Below are 22868 nucleotides of genomic sequence, written 5' to 3'. Positions count from 1 at the left end.
ACTGCAGCGTCGCCAACGGCGGGTAGCCGACCTGCGCCGCCCACCAGATCTCGCTCACAGGATCACCACGAAGGTCGCCATGACCATCAGCATCAGATAGCGCGGCTGTTCGAGCAGAGCTTCGATGGCGTCGGCGTAGTGTGCTGCCTGGCGCAGGTGTCGACCCAGCGCGCCGGTGTCGCCGAGCAGCAGGCGGCGTTCGATGCGCTGCAGGTGATCGGCGGCGTTGAACAGCACCCGGCCGGCCAGTCCGTGGCCACGAATCAGGTCGTCAACCGCATCGCCCGCTGCCTGGTCCGCATCGTCGCGTGGTGCTCCGACCAGCGGGTCGATGAAACCTTCGTCGAGGGCGCGCACATCCCTGCCCAGCGCCAGGGTCGGCCGGGTCAGCAGACTGTTGGCCAGCGGTTCGATCCAGAACCGCTGCAGGGCTGCGGTGTACCACCAGCGCCGCGCGGCCAGCCAGCGCGGCACCGGTCGCGCCGGCTGGCGCACCAGATGCATGTAGGCCGGCGCGAGCAGGAACTGGTAGGCGCGCCAGGTGGCATGCAGCCCGGCGTGGCAGGCGGCGAGCCAGAACAGTCCGACCCCGCAGCAGAAGAACATCAGACCGACCTGCGTCACGGTCGAGAACACCAGCGCCGACTTGACGTCGCTCTGCACCAGCGCGCACAGCCCGCCGTAAACGGCGGTCGCCAGGCCGACCACGGCAACCAGCGCCATCAGGTCGGGCACCTGCAAGAGCAGGCCCTGCAGACGGCACAACAGGTATACGCCGGCGTGCACCAGCAGCGAGCCATAGAAGATCGCCGACGATGGTGTCGGTCCTTCGAGCGCGCGCGCAATCCACGGTGTAAACGGCAACTGTGCCGACTTGACCAGCGCTGCGAGCAGGAAGCCCAGCGCCAGCAGGCGCGCGGCGACCATCCCCATGCTCCCGTCACCGGCCAGCCCGGTCCACTCGAGAGTACCCACCGACCACACCGCGAGGCCAATGCCGAGCATGAAGCCGGCATCGCCGACCCGGTTGGTGAGGAAGACCAGCAATGCATTGCCGGTGGCCAGCGGCCGCTGCCAAGCGTAGCCGATGAGCAACCAGGAACTGAACCCGGCCAGTTCCCAACCGACGAAGGTCAGCACGGCATTGCCGGCCAGAACGATCAGCAGCAAACCGGCGAGGAACAGGCACATGCCGAGAAAGAAGCGCTGGAAGCCGGGCTCGCGGTGCAGGTAGGTAGCCGAGAAACGCAGGGTGATCCAGGCGAGCAGGGCCACCAGGGTTGCCGCCGGCAGGCTGTAGGCATCGAGCACGAAGGACAGATGGACCGGCACCACCCCGATGTGCAACCATTCGCCGAAGGCGAGCTGTTTGGCGGCGCCGCCGCCCAATGCCGCCAGGTCGAAGAGCAGGAGCAGAAGCAACGCGCCGAGCGCGCTGCCGCTGGCGATACCGGCGCTCAGCGGTTCGCCCGCATCGCCCGTCGCGCGGCGCGAGAGCAACAGCAGGGCGATCAGCAGCGCCGCCAGCAACGGCAACAACGGCACCAGCCAGACCACCCGGGTGGACGCGTTCACTGCCGCGAACAGGAAGTCGACAGCATTCATGGCTCCCCCAACGGACGCACCAGCAGGGCCGGCGGCAAGGGTTCGCGGCAACCTGAAAACCAGTCGGCGGAACATTCGACCACAGGTAGCTGCAGCTTGCCGGCCACTTCGTCGGACCACGGCTGCCAGCCGCTGGCCGGATCGAAGAGATGGATTGCACCACTCACCGGGTGCTTGGCGGCGAGCAGAATCCAGCCGTGGCCGATCAGTTCCTGCAGCGGCGGTTGCCGCTGATAGATCGCGCTGACGATTTCCAGCGTCTGTTCGACGATGACCAGCAGACGCATCGCTTCGTGGATCTCGACCATCTGCAGTGGCAGCCCGGTGCGCAGATCCGAACTGGCACCCTGCATCACGCCGAACAACCCGACGAGGTTATGCAGAATCTTGCTGCCGCAACCCCAGCCTTCGTTGTTGACCGTCGAAAAATAGTATTCGAGGTTGATGCCGGCACCAACCGGGCCCGCCGCGAGCAGCGTCGCCTCGAGCACGCGACCTTCGCTGTCGGGCAGCGGATCGTAGGAAATCAAGAAGACGCGCCGATCGAAGAAGGCGCCGCGGCTCATTCTGCGGCGGCCGACGAAAGCCGCCGCGACCGTCGCATGGCCCAACTCGGGGCGTGTCTGCGCCATGTCCTGGCGACGCTCGGCGAGATGCTGCAGCGCCTGCTGCGGCGTCGGGTCGCGGGGCGCCGAGGCGAAACGGCGACAGCGCTCGACGGCGTGCAGCGCGGCGGCCGCCTCGCAATCCCGGCGCAATGCGGCGAAGGCTGCCCGATGGCCATGCGGAAGCTGCTCGACGTCATACCACAGGTAGGTCTCGTCGCAGGTGTTGTGCTCGGCGGCGATGAACTGCGTCTGATCGGCAATGACGATCTGCTGTGCAGCCAGTCCTTGCCGGACGACCGCGCGGTTGGCCAGCGCCGCAAGGACGCGGGCGTTCGGCCCGCCATGCCGGCCGGAACAGGCCCCACAATCGTAGGCAGCGAGGTGGGGGTTGTTACGGCTGTCGGAACCGTGCCCGACGATCACCACCAGGGGTGCGAAACCCTCGGTCAGCCCGATGCTGCGCAGAAAGCCGGCGACCAGCGTCACCTGCTCGTCTTCGCTGAAACCGAGTCGCGGCGCGTCGGCACTGGCGGCGCGGCCTGCTTCACCAGCGCTGGCGCTCAACTGCAACGCGCCGCGCAAGGGCAGATCGAAGGCGGCGCGCCAGCCAGCAAGCAGCGCTCCGACCCGGCCAGGCGCCAGCGTCCGGCCGAGCAAGCCGAGCAGGACCAGCGGAGCAGCGCCGACGCCGAGCAGGGTGGCGGACAGCCAGCCGCGCCGACTGCCTTGATGCAGGCGCTCCTGCCAGCGCAGACGCCAGCGCCGCCGGCGCTGATGCCGCTCGTACGCCACCGCGGCGTCGGCCGCCACGCGCTCCCTGATCGTGTTGGTCGGCCGGACGACGATCGGGCAGAGTGCGCCCGGAGCTTCGTCGTCAAGCCCCTGCCAGAGCATCGGCACACCGAAGAAGCCAGCCGCACCGAAGGTTTCGAAAGCCGGATTGACCTCCTCGAGATGGCGGCGCGATCCCTCCTCTCGATCGTCCATGCAGAAAACGAACTGCGCTGCCACCCGGCCCGAGAGATCCGGTGCGCGGCCGTGGTTGGCGGTCAGGGCGGCCAGGATCTGTTGCCGATAATGACGTTCGTAGGCCAGCAGCCAGACCTCGCCACGCTGCCCGGCGGTCAGCGAATCGGCACAGGCGAGGAGGGCTTGCGCGCCGTTCTCGCCGAGCGCGCGCAGCTCGCCGCCGCTCAGTCCGAGGTGCTGAGCGAGCACGAACAGCGGCCAGGCAGCGCGGGCGCCCGCCGCGCTCGCGCCGCCCCTGTCGGTCGCCCGCCATTCGGTCAGCATGGCGGCGCAGCGCGCCCAGCCGGCGTCCGCGTCATCGGCCGCCATGCCGAGCTGCGGCTGCAGCGCCAGCAGCAGGTCTTCGGGCAGGCGGCGGCAACCGAAAGCGTGTCGCAAGCGCAGCTCAGCCGGCCGGCCGATCAGATGCCGACCAAGTTCCGGCAGGTTCAGCGGCAGCCCCCAGATGCGACGCACCAACTGTTCCCCGTACAGACGCTCGAGGACGACGCGCACCGCCAGAAAATCGGTCAGGCTGACCGGTGGGTCTGCCGCACGGGGATGCGCCTGGCGCCAGTGGAACATGCCGGCCCAGCCCGGCAGATCGAGCGCCAGCCGCTGCAGATAGCCGCACCAGCGTGCCTCGGCGATGCCCAGGCGCAACAGCTCACCAAGTATTGCCTGCAGCGGGTCATCCGGCAACTGCGCGAGGTCCTGCCGGGTGCCGGCGAACTCGTCGAGTTCCCAGGACCAGTCGCTACCGGCACTTTGTCGCCAGGCGGCGTAGAAGCCCCTGTGCTGGGCCGGGTTTTTCCAGGCAGCGAGATCCTGATCGAGATGTGCGGCGAGATGGCGAATCAAGTTCGTCTGTAGCGTCTGGCACCGATCCTCGCCGGTCAGGTGGGCCAGCAACTGCCCCGGCGTCCATTCGTCCCCGATCCGGTCGAGCATCTGCTGCCACAGATCGGCCACCGCATCCGGCCCCATGCCGTCGAGGTCCGGCATGGCGGCGGCCGGCGGCCCGCACAAAGCGCATGCCGCCGCCCAGAGGTCAGCGACGATTGCGGCTTCATCGCGCCCCGCCGCTGCGGCACTGGCCAGCAGCCGCTGCCTGAGCAAGGGGTCGCCCCCCGGCTGCAGCCGCTCACCAGCCGCGCGCTCCTCGAGCTGCCAGCGCAAGGCGACCGGTGAAATGGCCACCGGTGGGCAAAGCAGCGCCGCCTGCAGCACTTCGCCACGGCGCAGATCATGTACTGCGGTGCTCACCAGCACTTCGTCGGCGCGCGCCGCGCGCACCTGTCGCAAGGCGACGGCCAGGTCGCCGGCATCTATCCGACCTTGCCGGAAGAGCTCGCGACAACGTGCCTCATCGAGCCACGGGCGAGCACCGGTGAGGCGTGCCGCAGCCTCCAGCGCCTCGCCAAACGGCAGATGCTGGAAAGCGTGCAAGGTATTGTGATGGACGAAATCGCGCAGCGGTGCCTGCGCCGGCAGGAAATGGGCGACCTGCCGCAGGCAGGCGCGCAGCCGCTCCACAGGTTGGTCCGGCGCGGCGGAGGGCACCGCACTTGCCGGATGGTTGTTGCTGCTCAATCAGACTCCGAACTGTCCAGCCAGACTGACCAGCGAGGAGGCCATCAGGCGCAGCAGCGGCGCCGGATAGACGCCGATGGCGACCACCCCGACCGCCAGCAGCCAGGCTGCGGCGCATTCGCCGCGTGTCAGGTCGGCAAACCAGACGACACCCGCCGGAACCGCGGCGAACGGTCGCTCGGGACCGGTCGACAGACAACGGATGACGCGCAGCGCGTAGGCCGCAGAGATCAGCAGCGTGATCGACAGCAGCACCAGCCAGGCACCCCAACGGCTGTAGGCACCGACCAGCACCTGCAGCTCGGCAATGAAACCGGCACTGCCCGGCAGACCGACCGAGGCCAGCACGGCAAAAATGATGAAGATGGCGAAGCGGGGCGCGATCCGGTTGAGCGAACCGTGGTCGGCCAGATCACGGCTGTGGGTGCGCTCGTAGAGCAGGCCGATCAGCAGGAAGAGCAGTCCGGCGGTCAGACCATGCGCGACCATCTGGGTAAGGGCGCCGCTCAGGCCGGCCGGATTGAGTGCGGCGATGCCGAGCAGGACGACGCCCATGTGCGAGATCGACGAGTAGGCGATCATCGCCTTCAGATCGACCTGCCGCCAGGCAAGCACCGCGCCGTAGATCAGGCTGACCAACGCCAGTACGGCCAACCAGCCCTGCAGGGCCTGCGCCGCCGCCGGCAGGGTTGCCGCGGCACGGATCAGTCCGTAAGCGCCCATCTTGAGCAGGATGCCCGAGAGCAGGATGGAGATCGGACTGGGCGCCTCGACATGGGCCAGAGGAAGCCAGCCATGCAGCGGCACGATCGGCATCTTGACACCGAAGCCGAGGAGCAGGCCGAGAAACACCAGCACCTGGGTGTGCACCGGCAACTGAGCACCACCGGCTGCCATGTCGGCCATCGCAAAACTGTGTCCGGGCGCCACGTCGTAGAGCAGCAGCAAGGCAATCAGCATGAACACCGAGCCACCCAGGGTGTACAGGACGAAATTGAGCGCGGCGCGGTGGCGATTGGCACCGCCGAGGCGGTCGACGAGAAAGAACAGCGGGATCAGCGTCAGTTCCCAACAAACGTAGAACAAGGACCAGTCGCGCGCCGTGAACACTACCAGCAGCGAGGTTTCGAGAATCAGGAGGAGCGAGAAATAGAGTTTGGCTCCGTGCCGGATGCCGGTCGACGAGAAGATGGCGACGAAGCAGAGCAGCGTCGCCAGCAGCACCATCGGCAGTGAAATACCGTCGATGCCAAGCGCCAGGCTCGACCCGACGCGCGGATTCCAGGGACGTGTCTCGAAGAACTGGATCTCGGCACTCGCCGGGTCGAAGTCGAGCAGCAGCAACCCGGCGCCAAGCATCGTCGCGGCGGCGACGATGCTTGCCAGATGGCGCAGCAGATCGAAGTTGCGCTTCGGGACGAGGGCGAGCAACCCGGTCCCGAGCAGTGGCATCAACAGCAGGGTCTTCAGCATGGCCTGACGCCAGCCGCATGTGGCGCCACCGCCCCTCTTGAAATTCTTCTTTTCATGGACGACGATTATGCCAGTATTGGCAGCCACCGCACCCCCAGTCCCCAATCCGGAGTTGAAGATGAGCCAGGAAGTCTGCAGGAACCTGCGTATCCACGGTCGGGTGCAGGGCGTCGGTTACCGCTGGTCGCTGTGTGCCGAGGCAACCAGGCTGGGTCTCGCCGGCTGGGTACGCAACCGGCACGACGGCAGCGTCGAAGCCCTGGTCAGCGGCCCGGTAGAAACGGTCGATGCGCTCGTTCTCTGGGCGCAGCACGGACCGTCGATGGCCAGGGTCGAGCGCGTCCTGTGCAGCCCGGGCAACACTGCCGAAATCGGTACGGGCGCCACCTTCCGGCAGATCGCCACCTGTTGAGCATCCCCCGTGGTCACCGATCGCAAGCTTCAGGCCGCGCGCACCATGCCACTTGATCGCCCTGCGGGGCCACTTTTCGAACCGAGGTTGTTATCACCATGCGTACTCCACAAGCCGGCATCCTGCTTCCCCTGCCCGAACTGGCGCGTTACCTGGTCTTTGCGCTCGAACCCGCGGCTCGCCCGGCAGACCGCCTGCGCGCACTGGGCGACCTGGCAGATGGCGAACGAACGGTGGTCGGTTTCGGTCGCGCGCTGGTTTCCGCCTTGGGCGCCGAGATCGGCGAACTGCGCAGTTTCCCGGCGGTTGCCGGCCCCGGGCTGGAACTGCCGGCCACCCCGGCGGCCCTCTGGGTCTGGTTGCGTGGCAGCGACCGCGGCGAAATCCTGCATCGCGCACGCCGGATCGAGCAGGCGCTGGTGCCCGCCTTCCGTCTCGAAGAGGCGCACGACGCCTTCCTGCACGATGGCGGCCGTGACCTGACCGGCTACCAGGATGGCACCGAGAACCCGACCGGCGACGAGGCCGTTGCGGCCGCCATCGTCGGCGCCGATCGGCCGATCCTTGCCGCTTCGAGTTTCGTCGCCGTGCAACGCTGGGTGCACGATTTCACCCGTTTCGAGCGGATGCCGGCCGACGAACAGGATCTGTGCATCGGCCGCCGCCGGACAGACAACGAGGAAATCGAGGATGCGCCGGAATCGGCACATGTCAAGCGCACGGCGCAGGAGAGCTTCACGCCCGAGGCCTTCGTCCTGCGCCGTTCGATGCCCTGGGCCGACAGCCATCGCTGCGGGCTGATGTTCGTCGCCTTCGCCGTCTCCTTCGATCCCTTCGAAGCGCAGTTGCGGCGAATGGTCGGCAGCGAGGACGGGGTTGTCGACGCGCTGTTCGGATTCACCCGCCCCCGGTCAGGCGCCTATTTCTGGTGTCCGGCAATGCGCAATGGCCGGCTCGACCTCTCGCCACTGCGGCGGTAGACGCTCCGGCGCTGCCCACAGCGCGGAACCCGGTCACATCCGGTCACAAAAGTCCGCCGATTCTCTCGAAAACGTCGTCATCGAAAGCGGCGGGGCGGCGTTATTCGACTCATGAAAACGACCATCACCTCCCTCTCCCTGGCACTGAGTCTCGCGCTCGGATGTGCCACCCCGGCCCTCGCCGATCACGGGCATCGCGGCAATTACGGTGGCGATCACTACCGTAGCGGCCAAGCTCGCGGCGGCTACTACGCACCCCCGGCATACCGTGGCCACGGCGGCCACCCGCACGGCCCACGCTGGGTCGGACCGGCAGCGGTACTGGCAATTGCCGGCATCGCCGCCGGCGTCGCCGCGGCAAGCTACTATGCGCCTCCGCCAGTCCATGTGGCACCACAACCGGTGTACGTGGCGCCGCCGCCCCGGCCGGTGTATGTCATCCCCGGACAAGTCTCGTATCCCCCCCCGCCGGGCAGCTACTGGGGCTATTGAGCAGGCAGCGGACAATCCCCCCGGACAGGGTTGAGGGCGCCCGCCGGCTGTTCCCGCTCCAGTGATCGGCGAACAGCCGCGCCGATTCGCGCCGCGCGACAGACAGGCCTGACCACTGCCCGATGACTTCGGCGCCACTCCGCCTCTGCTGCCGACTGAGCCTCTGCCTCGTCATCAATGGCACACTCGGTGGCGCCTCCTTTGCCGCCCAGCCTTACCCTTTCTCGCTCACTTCCGAGTCGGTCGATGGCGGTCAGCACATCGTCGCACGCAATCGTGGCCCGGCGCCAGTATCGGTCAGGCTGGCACTGACCGAGCGGGAAAACATCCGCAGCAGTCACTTCATGCCGATTTACGCGGTGATTCGGCCGCACAGTCAGGTCGCTTTGCTGCGGGTCACCCCGGCGCATGCCGGAAAACCCCACCACTTCGTCAGCGAAACCACGTACAGCACCGGCAACTACCGCGCGCAGCACGACGCCACTGCTCTCTATCGCCTGCCGTTTGAGAACGATCGCCGCTTTGCCATCGGCCAGAGCCATGACGGACCGCGGCTGACCCACCATTCCCCCGATAGCGAGTTCGCCGTCGACTTCACCATGCCGGAAAATACGCCCGTCGTCGCTGCCCGCGACGGAGTGGTGATCGAAACCGAAGCCCGTCACAAGTTCGGCGGGACGGCGCGCGACTTGCTCACGGAGGCCAACTTCGTGCGCCTCCTGCACGCCGACGACAGCATTGCGACCTACGCGCACCTGGCTCCCGGGGGCGTGCACGTCATGCCCGGACAGCAGGTGACCGCCGGAATGCTGATCGGACGATCCGGGGCAACCGGTTATGCGCGAGGCCCGCACCTGCACTTCGTCGTGCACCAGCTGATGGGCAGCGGGACGGGCTTTAGACAGATCTCCGTGCCGCTTCGTTTCTACGCCGGCAATCCACCACGCACCTTCGCGGCCCGCTACGGGGAGACCCTGACAGCCGACTATTCGCCCAGCGGGGTCAGCGTGCGAGGTGTCGCGCCGACTCCCTGAAGGAATCTGGCAGCCCCACCCGCCACGGGCGTCAAATCGCGCGCCAACCCATCGCTGCAGCCGCCAGACGCCTACCGATCGCCGGCACCGGGTCGATCAGGGCCGATGCATGACCGCATCTGCCGGCACCAGACAATCCCCGACAGGGAATTCTTGATTGACTTTCCCGGGAAGGTGCTCCCATACTGCAGTGGGAGGCGTGCGACATCTTTGACCGTGTTTGCTGGTCTGGTGCGGGAGGGATTGATTATGCTCGGCATTCTGGGAATCCTGGTATCACTTCTGTTGCTGATCTTCCTCGCCTACCGCGGCTGGAACGTCATCCTCATCGCGCCGATCTGTGCGCTGGCCGGCCTGTTGCTCGGCGATTTCGACGCACCGATCCTGGCCACCTACACTCAGGTCTTCATGCCTGCCCTGGGTAACTACCTGATCAAGTTCTTCCCGTTGTTCCTGCTCGGCGCCGTCTTCGGAAAACTGATGGACGACTCCGGCTGTGCGCGTACCATCGCGCATCAGATCGTCGAGTGGACCGGCAAGGAACGGGCAATCATCGCCATCATCCTGGCCTGCGGCGTCCTCACCTATGGCGGCGTGTCGCTGTTCGTCGTCGCTTTCGCCGTCTTCCCGGTCGCCATCCAGATGTTCCGTGAAGGCAACCTGCCGAAGCGGCTGATTCCGGCCACCATCGCGCTCGGCTCCTTCACCTTCACGATGTCGGCCCTCCCCGGTTCCCCGGCCATCCAGAACGCCATCCCGATGCCCTTCTTCCACACCGATGCCTTCGCCGCGCCGGGTCTGGGGATCATCGCCGGGGTGATGATGTTCGCCTGCGGCAGCGTCTGGCTGATGATGCGGGCACGACGGGCGCAGAGTGCCGGGGAAGGTTTCGGCAGCGAGGGACCGGCGCCGACGGCCGCTGCACCAGCACCCACGGCAGTCGGCGAGTTGCCGTCGTTCGCGGTGGCGATCACCCCGGTCGTACTGGTGCTGGCGATCAACTTCATCTTCAGCAAGTACCTGATCGCCGATCTCGACACGTCCTACCTGGCCACTCCGAAGTACGGCAAGACGACAGCCGCCGCCGTCGGCGGAACCTGGGCGATCATCGTGGCCATGCTGACCGCCTGCATCGTGCTCATCGCGCTGACCTGGAAGCGTTTCCTGAACGTCCGTCAATCGCTGACCGACGGCGCGCTCGGCTCGATGCTGCCGATCCTCAACGTCGGCTCGGAGGTTGCCTACGGTGGCGTGATTGCCAGCCTGGCCGCGTTTGCCATCATCAAAGCCTGGCTGATGTCGCTCACCGACAACCCGGTCGTCGGCCTGGCAATCATCGTCAACGTACTCGCCGGCATCACCGGCTCGGCCTCCGGCGGCATGAGCATCGCGCTGCAGGCGGTCGGGCAACAGTACCTCGATCTGGCACAAGCGGCCGGCCTCAGCCCGCAAATCCTGCACCGCGTCGCCGCACTCGCTTCGGGCGGCCTCGACGCGCTGCCGCACAACGGTGCGGTGATCACGCTGCTGGCCATCTGCGGGCTCAACCACAAGCAGTCCTACTTCGACATTTTCATGGTGGCGGTTGCCTTCCCGCTGCTCGCGATGGTGACCGTGATCATCCTCAACGGCATGTTCGGCACTTTCTGAGGGGAAAACCGTGCGCACCCTGACCCTGTTTTTCGCTGCGGCGCTTTCTTGCCTGACGCATACCGGCGTGCAGGCACAACCGCGGGCCGGGGAGCTGCGCCTGCTCGCTGCAGAGCTGCCGCCTTATACCTTCCAGATCCCGCCGGCCAGCGTCGCCGAAACACCGGGCGTCGATCAGGGCCTGGTCTACGAAGTCGTCAGCGAGATGGCAAAACGCATCGGCCATACCGGCCTGATCGAGTTCCTGCCCTGGGGAGAGGCTCAGCGCATCGCGCAAACCCAGGCGAACATCGGCATCCTGGCCCTCACGCGCACAGCCGAGCGGGAGGGTCGATACCGCTGGCTGGCGAAGATCGTCACCGATGACCTGATCCTCGTCGGCGGCCAAGGCATCGACGTATCGAGCCTCGACAAGGTCAAGGACCGTCCGATCGGTGTGCTCGGCCGCTCGGGCGCCGAGACCTTGCTCAGGGAGCGAGGCTTCACGCGCATCAAGCCGCAACCCGAGGAATGGCTGAACGCTCGTCTGATGCAGCAACGTCGGATCGACGCCTGGCTCGCGCCGCGCCTGATGGTGATCTACGCCATGCGTGAGGTGGGCGGCAAACTCGAAGCGCTCAATTTCGGCGAGATCGTGCGGCAGAGCGAGATCTACCTGGCTGGCTCCAAGGACCTGCCCGACGCCGAGGTGCAGAAGTGGGAGAAAGCGTTCGAGGCAGTGAAGGCCGACGGTACCTACCAGCGCATCGTGGAGGAATATAACCGCCTGAAGGTTGTGCCAATCGCTGACGAGATGCGGCGGCGCTTCGGCCAGCCCATCTGGGAGGGCAGGTAGTTGCCAAAGGCGAGCCGGCTCCGCTCAGCGCGAGCGCGCCAGATCGAAGTCGGCCGAGTTCAGTTCGTCGAGGAACAGGCGCGCCGGCTCGGGTGACTCGCCGTTACGGCAGGTGACGACGACGTTGGCCAGCACCTGTTTCTTCTGCAGCACTTCGACCGCGCAGCGACCGTAGACGCTCTCGATGGTCGCCAGCAGATTGCGCGAGTAAGGGGTGGCGAGGGCGCTGTCGAGAATCAGGTTGGCGATCAGCAGACCATCCGCTTCGAGCACCCGACGCGTCGCCTGCCAGAACTCGCGCGTCACCAGGTGTCCGGGAATCGACGAGTGAGCGCTGTAGACATCCACCAGCACGGCAGCAAAGCGCTGCTCGGTGCGGGCCACGAAGCGGCGGGCATCGTCGGCGACGAATTCGCCGCGTGCCGCCTCGTGCAGGAAGTGCTTTTCGGCAATTCCGCGCACGGCCGGATCGATGTCCACGTAGGTGTAATGGTTCCTCGGTTCGCGGTGCGAGAGCGTGAAACCGCCGGCACCCAGCACCAGGATGTGGCGATCGCGGAAACCCAGATCGTCGAGCAGCAGGCTGCGGATGTGCCGGATGTAGCGCGCGTACTGTGGCGGTTCGGACTCGTCGATCAACGAGGCAAACGAACTGTTGTTCCGAAAGGCACGACCGTTGATCGCACCCTCGTACTTCGCCGGCTCCACGAGATAACTGGCGTAGGCCGTTTCGATCGGCGGACGCAGCCAGGTGTTGGCGACCACGCTCAGCGTCGCGACCGTCAGACCGGCCGGCAGCGTGGGCCAGGCCCGCGTACCGAGCAGTGCGTGACCAAGCACCAGCAGCAGCGCGCACAATGCCACGGCAGCGGAAACGCCCAGCCATTGCATGACCACCAGCGACAGCGACAGGGAGCCGAGGAATGAACCGAGCGTCGAGTAATACAGCGCCTTGCCGCTGGCCTCGCCGGCGCGCTGATGCTGCAGCAGGTTACTGAGTATCGGGACCGTCTGCCCGAGCAGCCAGGCAATCGGGCAGAGGACACCGGTGATCAGCGCCAGATAGGCCAGCTCCGGCGGCCGCAGCGCCGCGAAGAAGAGATCGACTCCCAGCCCGGCCAGACCGATGCCGACGAGCAGCGCAGCGGCCAGAAAATTCCGGGCGACAAGCGCACAATAATCCTCCTCCACCCTGGCGCCGGCGTGGTAGCCCAAGGCCAGGGCCAACAGGAAGAAGCCGATCGTCGGCGCCGTGACGACGATCGAACTTCCCATGTGCGGGATGATCTGGCGCAGCGCGATGACTTCGGCGCCCAGCGAGCAGAATCCTTCGATGAAGACAACGGCGAAAAGCAGGGAGCGGGGCATCGGAAAACCTGAGACCGGGCGGCAGGAGCCGGCACTATACAGCAAGCAACCACCACCACCGGTGATTGACCGACCCTGGCTCTGGCTGGTCGCCGGCAGCGCCCGGTCAGACCAAGGCACGGCGCGCCGACCGGGCACCCGGCTGGCAGCCCGGACTCCGGTGCCCATCCGTCGGCCGGTACACGGGCAACTGCCGGGACATCACCACGCAGACCGGTCCGGGGCGGCCGCTGTGCCCTCCTGGAGCAACCCCGGCAACAGTTCGGACGGCAACTGCAGGCGCTCGAGCAGCGTCGCGCGGCTGATGTGCAACATCTTCTGCACCGCGGCGAGATCCCCTGGAATCGCTGGATCGGTCCAGCCATCGGTCGAATGGCGGGCCAGGCCAACCGCCAGCTTGACGTTCTGCACTCTGGGCAAATGGGCATTGGCATCGTCCATCATGGTGGTCAACAAGGCGGGAAGACGCCAGACCTGGCACAAGGCCAACTGCAGGTCGGCCAGCGCGAAGCCCAACACCTCCTGCTGCACGCTGCTGCCGTGCAAATTACGGTCGGCCTGCAGGCGGCAGCGAAGCTCGATCGCCAGCTCCGGCGCAAAGCACCAGAGAAGGATCTCGGCGATGTCATGGAGCAGCGCAGCGAGCGCCACCTCCTCGACATTCATGTCGTGCCGTGCGAAGGCCCACTCGTGCGCGTAGCGCGATGCACGCTGCGTGCGCAGGATGGCCTGCAAGACACCCAGCAAGGCTGGCGGCCGGCCGGCCAGCACGCTCTCCAGGGTCATTGGCCGGTCGAAGGCACGGAAAAAAGGCTCGACGCCGAGCATCATCACGGCGCTGGCGATATTGGTGATGTCGCTCCGCAAACGCTGGCTGCCGACCTCCTGGATGTAGGCCAGAACGCGAATGGCCAGCAGCGGATCCTGCAGGACGATTTCGGTGATGAGGCGGCCGCTGACCCGGTCCATGTCATGCCGAGCCTCGTCGAGGCGGCGCGCCGTCTGGCGCAGGATGGGGATCTCCTGACCAGCGAGCAGGGTCAGCCAGGCAGCCAGGTCGCGGGGGGATTGCTCGTCGCGCATCGATCTCGCCTCATCACGTTGGAACGAACGCTGGCCGGGGGAGCCCGGCCATGTCGCAGCGCCCGAGCACGATGGTAGTATCAGCGGCGACCACCGGCAAGGCCAGCCGAATCAGAAGCGCTCATCGGCGCGCAGGAAGCGCCATTGACCCGACGGCAACTTGCCGAGCGAAACGCTGCCGATGCGCACCCGCCTGATCTCGCTCACCTGCAGGCCGACCAGCTCACACATGCGGCTGATCTGTTGCTTCCTGTTCTCATGCAGCACGAAACGCAAGCGTTGCTCGCCGAGCCAGGAAACCTCGGCCGGCAGCAGTTTGATCGTGTCCAGCACCAGTCCATGCCTGAGCAGATCGAGGCCGTTCGGCGGCAACTCGCCCGTCACCCGAACGTGGTACTCCTTTTCCAGCCGTGCGTCGCCACCGCTCAGGCGACGTGCAACACTGCCCTCCTGAGTAAATACCAGCATGCCGCCCGCTTCGGCATCGAGTGCCCCGGCGGTGGCCAGTCCGCGCAGATGGGTAGCCTTTAAGGCACTCGATGCAGCATCTTCCGGCCACTGATTGTCGGCTCGAACCCAGAATCTGACGTTCTCGCCAACCGTATCCGGCACCATTTCCACCGGAACAGCCGGCTTGTTGAAAAGAATGGTGACGTTTTCGCTACGGTGTTTCCCGGCTGCTTCCCTGATCTCGATTCTGGCCTTGGGGTTCACACGGGCACCGAGCCGTTTGACCATCACACCATCCACGCTGACCCAACCGTTCTCGATCCACTCGTCCGCTTCGCGTCGTGAACACTGGGCCAGCGCGCTCACCAGCTTGGCCAGGCGCGGCGACTCCTTCGGCAAACCGCGCCGCCGAGCGTCGGGGGCAAGAGGTGTGATCGCTGGCGAGTGCCCCGGCCGTTCACCGACCGGGACGACCGGCGGCAGGTCGGTCGCCACGCCAGCCTCTGCCTGAGCCGCCCGCGGAGCGCGCTGCGGCGCTGGCGGCAAGGCGCGGACACCTGTGCTGCGCGCTATGCCGCGCGGCGGATAGGTCTTCGCGCGTTCACCGCTGCGCTCGGCCTTCCCCCGTCCACTGACCGCTTGGTCGACCGTACGGCTGGTGGCAGTGCCCGGCGCGCCGCGCGGCGGCGGCGCTGCCTCGGGAAGAACCGGCCGGCTGCCCGGAGCGGTTTCGCCGCGCCCGGCTGCGGCCGCAGCGTCTGGCGCCAGGACGTTGCCGCCACTGCCCGCCGCCGGCTCGCGTCGCGTCCCCGTTTTATCTGGCGCTGGCATCGGGTCTGCCGAACGATCATCCACACGCCGCACAGCCTGGTGCTTGGCAGCCGGCGAACCCCCGCGAATGGGCTTGCGGGGGCGCCCTCGCTGGTCGCCAGCAGCGTCTGGGGTGACGGGCTTCATCGGTAGTTTCAGGGTCGAACGGGACATGGCGTGGCTTTTCGTATCGGCAAACACCTAGTTTACGCCATAAGTCAACGCTCCCTCCGTCGAAATCAGCCCACCGGCACTGCCGCTGTGCTGGCTGGGGTTCAGCGCGACGGCGGCGGAGGCGGTGCGCCGCGGGGCGGCGGCGGGGGCGGTGGAGCACCCCGCGGCGGCGGCGGAGGTGGAGGCAGCGACGACGACATTCCCGCGTATGGTGCGGCGACCACACCGCTCGACAAGCCGCCGCCAGCCATCACCGGCACTTTCTGTCCGCGGGCGTACATGCATTGTATGTAGTTCTGGTCGTAGCGCTGCTGCAAAGCGTAGGTCGACGCATTGCCGGCGGCGACCCCGCTCGCGGTACCGAACAGCAGGCCGACGCCCGCACCGACGGCGGCGCCGCTCGAGCCATCGACCGCTGCACCGACGGCAGCACCGACTGCCGTCCCCAGTGCCGCACTCGCCACGCCCGCGTCGACGGCGGCCGTTTCAGTTGTCTTGGGACTGATCGCCTGGCGGGCATAGTCCCGACACAGCGCGTCATCCGCGCGGAACTGTTCGAAGCTCCGGCCTGATCCGGGCAGGGCCATGACGCTCGGCCCCTCGGGTGGCAGGCTGACACAGGCGGCGAGGCTCAGGGCCAATGGCGGCAAGAAAACACGGCGGCTCGACATGGTGGGAGGTTTCCTGGTTGTCATCGGAGTGAGCGACGCCATGCGAAGGCAAGGACCCGTGGCGCGGCGGACGATGCAGTCATTAACGCAGCGATCAGACAAAGGCTGACAGGAGTTATCTGGATCAGCTTCCGGGCCAGGCAGGTTCAGTCGACCGACAGGCGTTCCCGGTCGCCACCAAGGCGGCACTCGACGAGCATTGCAGCCCCGCCCGGAGAAGCCGTTTGATGGCGCACTGCCAGCCGGCCGTGTTGCTGCCAGCCATTTCTGGTACGCTAACGAAGCAAGCTGGGCGTCCGACCAACCAGCGGACGACCACGCCTGCGGTCTGCCGCCGCGTAACACCAGCCGGAGCCCGGCACCAGAATATTCGCACGAACCCGAATCTGCAGGGCCACCGGGCAGCCCTTGACGAGCGCTGCAGGCGAAAGCGCTGCCGCCCGGACGACTGATCAGGAGCTGACTGCCAACATGCCACACACCCCTGAAAGCGCCATCGGCAACCTCGCCGATCTCGGGGAGGGACAGATCGCGCTGTCGCGGTTCATCGTCCAGCATGACGGTGGATTGTACGTCATCCTTTCCCGGCTTGAATCACCGACCGACATCCCGGACTTCGTCAATCGGGTGATCACCTCGGGCCTCTATTTCCGCGGGCTGGATTATGCGCGCTTCCTGTCGTTACTTTTCGGCCAGCCGGCAGCAGTGGGCAAGGATTCGGCCGAGGAAGTCTTTCTTGCCGCCGACATCACCTTTTTCGGACCCGAACGCCAAACCCTCTACAAGGATCTGCTGATCGAGGGCGATCAGGCCGACTACCTCTTCGAACCACTCTATGCCGAAGCGCAGGCTGGGCAGGCGATCGATGAATCGGCCGACAGGGGTCATCGGCTCCCGCCGACAAGCGGCAAACTGCTGCCTGGAGAAAACCGACGGTATCTCGATGCCGATGAATTCATCGCCAACGCCTGGAAGCGGGGGGTGCGCTACGGTATTGATCTGGCAGCAGTGCTTGAGGGAATCGAACTCGACAGGGCCGAGCGACGGGTGGTCGCCCGCGGCCGTCCCTTCGTTCCGGGAAAGGATGCGGAAATCGTGGAACTCGCCCCGGGCCTGCACCGGAACAATGCACCGCGCCGCTTGCTGGGTGGACGCCTTGACCTGCGCCAGTTTGAAACACGTTATCCGCAAGTCGCCGCCGGTTTGCGACTGGTCAAGAAAACGCCGCGCACAGCGGGCGAGGACGGATGCAACATTGCTGGCCAGTTGCTGCCGGCACCGCTACCGAAGGATTTCAACCTCGAAAGCCTGGCCGGTCCGGGAACGCGGGTCAGTCGGGAGGCAGATGGGGAGTACCTGCTGGCAACGGTAAGCGGCTTTCTCAACATCGACCGACAGAGCAACCAGTTCTCGGTAACCGACAAGATCGTCAGTCATGAAGGGGTCAGCGTACGCACTACCGGCGATCTGCTGCTGACCGGTGACGTCTACGAGCAGCACGGCGAAATCCAGGAAAAACGTATCGTCCAGTGCCGCAGCATCACGGCCTACGCTGACGTCTACGGCAACATCGTGTCGGCCGGTGGAATCGTTCGCCTGAAGCGCAATCTGGTCGGTGGCAGCGCCAGCAACGAAGACGGAGACATCATCATCGAGGGGATGGCCTCCGGTGCCCAACTGACCGCACTAGGCGGCTGCGTCACCATAAAACGGGCGGATAACTGCGCGATCCTTGCTCGCCAGGTAGTCCTGGGACAGGCCACCAACTGCGATATCGTTGCCGAACAACTGACGATCGAGGTCTCCGAAGCGTGTGCCATGGCCGCGCGAACGATTCAGGTGGCCTGCGCGCGAGCGCGACGCGAGCTGGACAGCGTCCTGCTGCTGCTGCTGCCAGACCTGGCCCCCTATGAAACTCAACTGGCCAGCTTGCGCGGCAAGCTGGCCGCACTGGAAAAGACGATCGTCGGTCATCGGGTGCGCGCCGATCTCTTGCGCAGCGACAAGGAGGTAAGCAATTACCTGTCGCTGGCCACCCGGCTGCGCAATCACGAAGCGACGCTGACCGTGGAGCAGACGGTGAGTTGGCACCGACTCGCAGCACTGGTCGCACCTGCCTTGCGCTCGCTGGCGCATCTGACCGAGTTGATCAAGGAGTTGACCACGGAGTCGGCTGCTCTCGCCATGCAGGTCGAAGCGGTGCTTGCCGCCCGCGAGCAGGTCTGCAGTGATATCACCTGCAAGATTGACCGGGTGGAAAGCGATACCCGGGTGAGCGCCTTGTTGATGAAAGCATCCGAGACGCCGCTGAACGCCCTCCCGAACAAGGAACTGAAGGCCCGGCTGCGCCGCACCGACCCGCGGACCAAGCTGCTTTTTGCCGGATCCTCCGGTCCGTTCGAGTGGAGTTACCGTAACCGGCTCGGTTGACTGGCCAGCCGACGCTGGCCCCCACTCCTCGTCCGGACCAATTCGCCTTACCCTTCGGCGAGACGCCGTGCGATATGCTCCAGTGCCTCCTCGATCTGATCGATCAGGATCAGGCAGATATCGCCGGGTCTCAGATCCCCCAGAGCGTTGTCGATCGCCAGGAACTCCCCGCGAATCTCCCTGACCTCCGATGTCCGCGCAGCGTTTTTCAGACCTTCCTGCAACAGGGCCAGCACTTCGCCATCGGCCCGCCCACGTTGGCACTGATCCTGGTAGAGCACGACCTGGTCGAAGGCACCACCGAGTATCACGGTCTGCTGGCGGATGTCCTCATCCCGCCGATCGCCCGCCCCGCTGATCACCACCGAGCGCTTGCCACCCGGCGCCATTGGAATGTTCGCGATGGCATCGACCAGCGCCTGAATCGCGTCCGGATTATGCCCGTAGTCGGCAATCAGGGTCGCCCCGCGATAGTCGAAGACATTGAAACGTCCGGGTGCGGTCTGCACGTCGTTGACGAAGGTTGCCAGACCGCGCTGGATGGTCTCCCAGTCGCCCCCCAGCGCCCAGGCCGCGGCCGTGGCGGCCATCGCATTCTCGACCTGGAAGCCGATGGCGCCGGCCTGGGTGATCGGGATCCCGGCCAGCGGAATGCGGTGCTCGACACCGCCTCCGGAAGCCACGATCGAGGCGCCATCGCGGTAAACCACCCGCTTGCGCTGCGCGCGATGCATTGCCATCACCGGATGGTTGCGATCGTTGGCAAAGAAGATGACGCTGCCCGGGCATGAATCAGCCATGCGGGCGACCATCGGGTCGCCCGCGTTGAGTACGGCCACACCCCGTCCCGGTCTGACATTCTGGACGATCACCCGTTTCACCACCGAAAGATCCTCGACCGTGCTGATATAGGACAGGCCGAGATGGTCGCCGAGACCGATATTGGTGACCACGGCGACATCACAACGGTCGAAGCCCAGTCCTTCGCGCAGAACGCCACCACGCGCCGTCTCCAGCACGGCAGCATCGACCCCGGGGTGCAGCAGGACGTTCTTGGCACTCTTGGGACCACTGCAATCGCCGGTGTCGATCCGCCGGCCTTCTATGTAGACGCCGTCGGTGGTCGTCATGCCGACACGCAGCCCCTGCTGGCCGAGAATGTTGGCGATCAGACGGACGGTGGTCGTCTTGCCGTTGGTGCCCGCCACGGCGACCACGGGAATACGCGCATCGTCGCTCGGGGCAAACATGTTGGCGATGATTGCCTCGCCCACCGCCCTTCCCTTGCCGAACGAGGGCTGCAGATGCATGCGCAGGCCGGGAGCGGCGTTGACTTCGACAATTCCACCACCCTGGTCCTCGAGCGGCCGCAACACGCTGTCGCAAACGACGTCGACGCCAGCGATATCGAGCCCGATGGTTTGCGCCGCCGCCACCGCCTGTGCAGCAAACTCGGGATGCACATCGTCGGTGACGTCGGTCGCCGTACCACCGGTCGACAGGTTGGCGTTGTTGCGCAGGACCACCCGCTTGCCTCTTGCCGGCACCGATTCCGGCGTCAATCCGGCGCCCTCCAGGCGGGCGAGAGCAACTTCGTCGAGCCGAATCCTGGTCAGCGAAGTGGCATGGCCCTCACCACGGCGTGGATCACTGTTCACCCGATCGACCAACTGGCGAATGCTGTGCACGCCATCGCCGATCACCAGCGGCGGATCACGCCGCGCGGCGGCGATCAACCTGTCGCCGACCACCAGCAGGCGGTAATCGTGACCGGGCAGATAGCGCTCGACGAGCACTTCGTCGCTGACTTCATGGGCGATGGCATAAGCTGCTTCGATCTGCTCGCGGGTGCTCAGATTGACCGCGACACCCTTGCCCTGATTGCCATCCTGAGGCTTGACGACGACCGGGCAACCAATCTCGCAGGCGGCCGCCCAGGCGTCTTCGGCGCTGAGCACCGGCCGGCCGAAGGGTACCGGCACCCCGGCGGCGTGCAGCAGGGTCTTGCTGAGTTCCTTGTCCTGAGCGATCGACTCGGCGACGGCACTGGTCCGGTCGGTTTCCGCCGCCTGAATCCGCCGCTGTCGGCTGCCCCAGCCGAACTGCACCATGCTGCCTTCGGTCAGCCGACGATAAGGAATGTTGCGCGCCACCGCCGCGTAAACGATCGCACCGGTACTCGGACCGAGGCGGACATCCTCGTCGAGTTCGCGCAGGCGGTCCAGGGCACTGCCGCGTTCGAACGGTCGGTTCTCGACCGCCGCCCGGCAGAGTTCCTCCGCCAGTTCAAACGCCAGCCGGCCAACCGCCTCTTCGCTGTACTCGACGACCACCTGGTAGGTACCCGGTTCGAGCGTCTGCGCCGTGCGACTGAAGGTGACCGGGCAGCCGGCTTGCGCCTGCAGGCCGAGCGCCGCGAACTCGAGGGCCTGCGCCATCGAAACCGCCTCATCGTGGCCAAGCGGTCGCAACATGTCCAGTTCCGGGAAGCGCTCGCGCAGACGGTTTTCGAACCCGGGCATCCGCTCGATGTTGCACTCGTCGCCGGCACAACAGACGATTGCTTCAATTGCCGTATGCCGGCTCCAGAGATTGGGACCGCGCAGGGCGCGGATACGCGAGACTTCCATCAAGAGTTTCCTTCCAGAAATTCGGTTCAATGGCCCTGTCGGCCTTGCCGCTTCCCTGCCTGAGGCCCGCCCGCTCACCCGGCGGCCGACGTTTCCAGCCCGGTACGGATGATTTCTGGCCCGATACCGAGCGCCCAGGCAGCCGCCGTCGCCGCCAGGACATTCTCGATCTGGAAGCTGTTCCGGCCATCGCCAGTCAGCCGAATGCCCTGCAGGCCGACGATCGTCGTTTCCTGCTCGCCAGTAGCCAGCACCACGTCAGCGTTGCGAACAAAAACCGACCGACCGCCTTGTGCACGATGCTCGACGAGGGTCGGCAGAGCGGGATCGGCAGCAAAGAAAATCACCTCTCCATCGCAGAGGGGTGCCATGTCGACCAGCATCGGCTGGCTCGCATTGAGGACCGCTGCGCCGCCCGGCAACACCAGATCGACCTGTGTACGCAGGACGGTAAATACCTGCTCGGCGGAGTTGATGTCATGGCTGCCGAAATGACGGCTGGCATCGACGTTGGTGATCACGCCGACCTGACAGCGATCGTAGGCCAGCCCTTCGCCGAGAATGGTGTCGCTGCCATTCTCGAAGACCGCCGCTTCAACCGTGCGATTCATCAGAATGCGATGCGCCGCACCCCAGTTGGCGCTGTCGTCCCGGCTGATGCAACGCCGGTCTACGAACAGCCCGCTGCTGCAGGCCAGGCCGGTGTGCTTGCCGGACAAGGCAAGAATGCGGGTGATCAGACGTGCAACCGTGGTCTTGCCCAGGCTGCCCGTGACGCCAACCACCGGAATGCGACCATCGTCGCCATTCGGAAACAGCTCTTCGACGATGGCTCGCCCCACCTGCCGTGGCTGGCCGGTTGCCGGTTTGAGGTGCATCAGCAGGCCGGGCCCGGCGTTGACCTCGACGATGGCACCGCGTTGACCCTCCAGGGGCTGCGAAATATCCTCGCAGACCAGGTCTACGCCGGCGATGTCCAGGCCGACGATACGCGCCGCCAGCGAAGCAGTGGCCGCCGTATCGGGGTGGACGAGATCGGTCACATCGTCGGTATGGTTGCCGCTGCGCACGATCAGCACCTCGCGGCCAGCCGGCGGAATCGAGTCGGGCGCGAAGCCCTGGCGCGAGACTTCAAGCCGGGCAACCGGATTGTCGGCGAGCAGGATGATGTCGAGCGGAAACTCCTCGGCGGCACCGCGTCGCGGGTCGGAGTTGATCTGGCTGTCGATCAGTTCGTCGATCGTCGACTTGCCGTTGCCGACCACCGTGGCGGTTTCACCGCGTGCCGCCGCCGCCAGCTTGCCGCCGATGACCAGCAGGCGGTGTTCCGAGCCGCGCACATAACGTTCGACGATCACCCCGCTGCCTTCCTCGACCGCCGCGGCATAAGCCGATTCGACCTCGGCACGCGCCATCAGGTTGGTGAACACGCCGCGCGCGTGGTTGCCATCGGAGGGTTTGACGACCACGGGATAACCGATTTCCTCAGCCGCTTCGCAGGCGTCTTCCGGACTGTCGACCAGGCGCCCCTCCGGCACCGGCACGCCGCAGGACTTGAGCAG

16 protein-coding genes are annotated in these 22868 nt (G+C 66.1%); 7 read left to right on the top strand and 9 right to left on the bottom strand.

Going from position 1 to position 22868, the window contains the following annotated elements; all coding sequences use genetic code 11:
- Positions 1-54: 54 nt before the first annotated feature.
- Genes JNK99_RS06510 through JNK99_RS06500 form a run of 3 tightly spaced genes read right to left on the bottom strand, consistent with a single transcriptional unit; the run spans position 55 to position 6287 of the window.
- Positions 55-1605: a proton-conducting transporter membrane subunit gene (locus JNK99_RS06510; protein ID WP_291850359.1), complete on the bottom strand. Its 1551-nt coding sequence runs from the start codon at positions 1603-1605 to the stop codon at positions 55-57.
- Positions 1602-4814 carry a DUF2309 domain-containing protein gene (locus tag JNK99_RS06505; RefSeq protein ID WP_291850356.1) on the bottom strand — a complete coding sequence of 1071 codons (3213 nt, stop codon included), beginning with the start codon at positions 4812-4814 and terminating at the stop codon, positions 1602-1604. Before JNK99_RS06505 ends, JNK99_RS06510 begins: the two co-directional genes overlap by 4 nt.
- Complete coding sequence (locus tag JNK99_RS06500) at positions 4815-6287, bottom strand: NADH-quinone oxidoreductase subunit M (protein WP_291850353.1); 1473 nt, start codon at positions 6285-6287, stop codon at positions 4815-4817.
- Between the two features lie 118 nt (positions 6288-6405).
- On the opposite strand from JNK99_RS06500, the gene JNK99_RS06495 reads away from it, so the two are divergent.
- The 6 genes from JNK99_RS06495 to JNK99_RS06470 all read left to right on the top strand — a co-directional run bounded on the left by JNK99_RS06495 (position 6406) and on the right by JNK99_RS06470 (position 11690).
- Positions 6406-6699 carry an acylphosphatase gene (locus JNK99_RS06495; RefSeq protein WP_291850351.1) on the top strand — a complete coding sequence of 98 codons (294 nt, stop codon included), beginning with the start codon at positions 6406-6408 and terminating at the stop codon, positions 6697-6699.
- 98 nt (positions 6700-6797) lie between these two features.
- Complete coding sequence (locus JNK99_RS06490) at positions 6798-7679, top strand: Dyp-type peroxidase (protein ID WP_291850348.1); 882 nt, start codon at positions 6798-6800, stop codon at positions 7677-7679.
- Positions 7680-7790: 111 nt separating this feature from the next.
- Complete coding sequence (locus tag JNK99_RS06485; RefSeq protein WP_291850346.1) at positions 7791-8171, top strand: hypothetical protein; 381 nt, start codon at positions 7791-7793, stop codon at positions 8169-8171.
- A 122-nt stretch (positions 8172-8293) separates the two neighbouring features.
- Entirely contained in the window at positions 8294-9205 is a 912-nt protein-coding gene (locus JNK99_RS06480) for a M23 family metallopeptidase (protein WP_291850344.1), read from the top strand.
- Positions 9206-9454: 249 nt separating this feature from the next.
- Complete coding sequence (locus JNK99_RS06475) at positions 9455-10855, top strand: GntP family permease (RefSeq protein ID WP_291850342.1); 1401 nt, start codon at positions 9455-9457, stop codon at positions 10853-10855.
- A gap of 10 nt (positions 10856-10865) precedes the next feature.
- The gene (locus JNK99_RS06470) at positions 10866-11690 is read left to right on the top strand and encodes a transporter substrate-binding domain-containing protein (protein WP_291850339.1); all 825 of its coding nucleotides are present in this window, start codon (positions 10866-10868) and stop codon (positions 11688-11690) included.
- 24 nt (positions 11691-11714) lie between these two features.
- Here the strand turns inward: JNK99_RS06470 and JNK99_RS06465 are convergent, their stop codons facing one another.
- The 4 genes from JNK99_RS06465 to JNK99_RS06450 all read right to left on the bottom strand — a co-directional run bounded on the left by JNK99_RS06465 (position 11715) and on the right by JNK99_RS06450 (position 16246).
- Positions 11715-13058 (bottom strand): fused MFS/spermidine synthase, encoded by a 1344-nt coding sequence (locus JNK99_RS06465; protein ID WP_291850336.1) that lies wholly within the window; start codon positions 13056-13058, stop codon positions 11715-11717.
- A gap of 201 nt (positions 13059-13259) precedes the next feature.
- Complete coding sequence (locus JNK99_RS06460; protein ID WP_291850333.1) at positions 13260-14141, bottom strand: HDOD domain-containing protein; 882 nt, start codon at positions 14139-14141, stop codon at positions 13260-13262.
- Between the two features lie 111 nt (positions 14142-14252).
- Complete coding sequence (locus JNK99_RS06455) at positions 14253-15422, bottom strand: S4 domain-containing protein (RefSeq protein ID WP_291850330.1); 1170 nt, start codon at positions 15420-15422, stop codon at positions 14253-14255.
- 254 nt (positions 15423-15676) lie between these two features.
- Positions 15677-16246, bottom strand: coding sequence for a hypothetical protein (locus JNK99_RS06450; protein WP_291850327.1), 570 nt, complete (start codon positions 16244-16246; stop codon positions 15677-15679).
- 471 nt (positions 16247-16717) lie between these two features.
- On the opposite strand from JNK99_RS06450, the gene JNK99_RS06445 reads away from it, so the two are divergent.
- Positions 16718-18676, top strand: a complete 1959-nt coding sequence (locus JNK99_RS06445) for a flagellar assembly protein A (protein ID WP_291850324.1) — start codon at positions 16718-16720, stop codon at positions 18674-18676.
- A 47-nt stretch (positions 18677-18723) separates the two neighbouring features.
- Here the strand turns inward: JNK99_RS06445 and cphA are convergent, their stop codons facing one another.
- Positions 18724-21306 (bottom strand): cyanophycin synthetase, encoded by a 2583-nt coding sequence (gene cphA, locus JNK99_RS06440; protein WP_291850319.1) that lies wholly within the window; start codon positions 21304-21306, stop codon positions 18724-18726.
- A gap of 74 nt (positions 21307-21380) precedes the next feature.
- Positions 21381-22868 (bottom strand): Mur ligase family protein (locus JNK99_RS06435; protein WP_291850316.1); only part of this gene is annotated, 1488 nt, incomplete at its 5' end.

The organism is Accumulibacter sp., from assembly GCF_016789985.1.
Classification (GTDB): Bacteria; Pseudomonadota; Gammaproteobacteria; order Burkholderiales; family Rhodocyclaceae; genus Accumulibacter.
The sequence above is the reverse complement of the archived record's forward strand: the minus strand, read 5'-3'. Positions and strand labels throughout refer to the sequence as shown.

What these genes read in the sequence shown, in the direction of transcription:
- JNK99_RS06510 (WP_291850359.1), bottom strand. Translation starts at nt 1,605, where the DNA reads ATGAATGCTGTCGACTTCCTGTTCGCGGCAGTGAACGCGTCCACCCGG.
- JNK99_RS06500 (WP_291850353.1), bottom strand. Translation starts at nt 6,287, where the DNA reads ATGCTGAAGACCCTGCTGTTGATGCCACTGCTCGGGACCGGGTTGCTC.
- JNK99_RS06495 (WP_291850351.1), top strand. Translation starts at nt 6,406, where the DNA reads ATGAGCCAGGAAGTCTGCAGGAACCTGCGTATCCACGGTCGGGTGCAG.
- JNK99_RS06490 (WP_291850348.1), top strand. Translation starts at nt 6,798, where the DNA reads ATGCGTACTCCACAAGCCGGCATCCTGCTTCCCCTGCCCGAACTGGCG.
- JNK99_RS06485 (WP_291850346.1), top strand. Translation starts at nt 7,791, where the DNA reads ATGAAAACGACCATCACCTCCCTCTCCCTGGCACTGAGTCTCGCGCTC.
- JNK99_RS06480 (WP_291850344.1), top strand. Translation starts at nt 8,294, where the DNA reads ATGACTTCGGCGCCACTCCGCCTCTGCTGCCGACTGAGCCTCTGCCTC.
- JNK99_RS06475 (WP_291850342.1), top strand. Translation starts at nt 9,455, where the DNA reads ATGCTCGGCATTCTGGGAATCCTGGTATCACTTCTGTTGCTGATCTTC.
- JNK99_RS06465 (WP_291850336.1), bottom strand. Translation starts at nt 13,058, where the DNA reads ATGCCCCGCTCCCTGCTTTTCGCCGTTGTCTTCATCGAAGGATTCTGC.
- JNK99_RS06460 (WP_291850333.1), bottom strand. Translation starts at nt 14,141, where the DNA reads ATGCGCGACGAGCAATCCCCCCGCGACCTGGCTGCCTGGCTGACCCTG.
- JNK99_RS06455 (WP_291850330.1), bottom strand. Translation starts at nt 15,422, where the DNA reads ATGCCAGCGCCAGATAAAACGGGGACGCGACGCGAGCCGGCGGCGGGC.
- JNK99_RS06450 (WP_291850327.1), bottom strand. Translation starts at nt 16,246, where the DNA reads ATGTCGAGCCGCCGTGTTTTCTTGCCGCCATTGGCCCTGAGCCTCGCC.
- JNK99_RS06445 (WP_291850324.1), top strand. Translation starts at nt 16,718, where the DNA reads ATGCCACACACCCCTGAAAGCGCCATCGGCAACCTCGCCGATCTCGGG.
- cphA (WP_291850319.1), bottom strand. Translation starts at nt 21,306, where the DNA reads ATGGAAGTCTCGCGTATCCGCGCCCTGCGCGGTCCCAATCTCTGGAGC.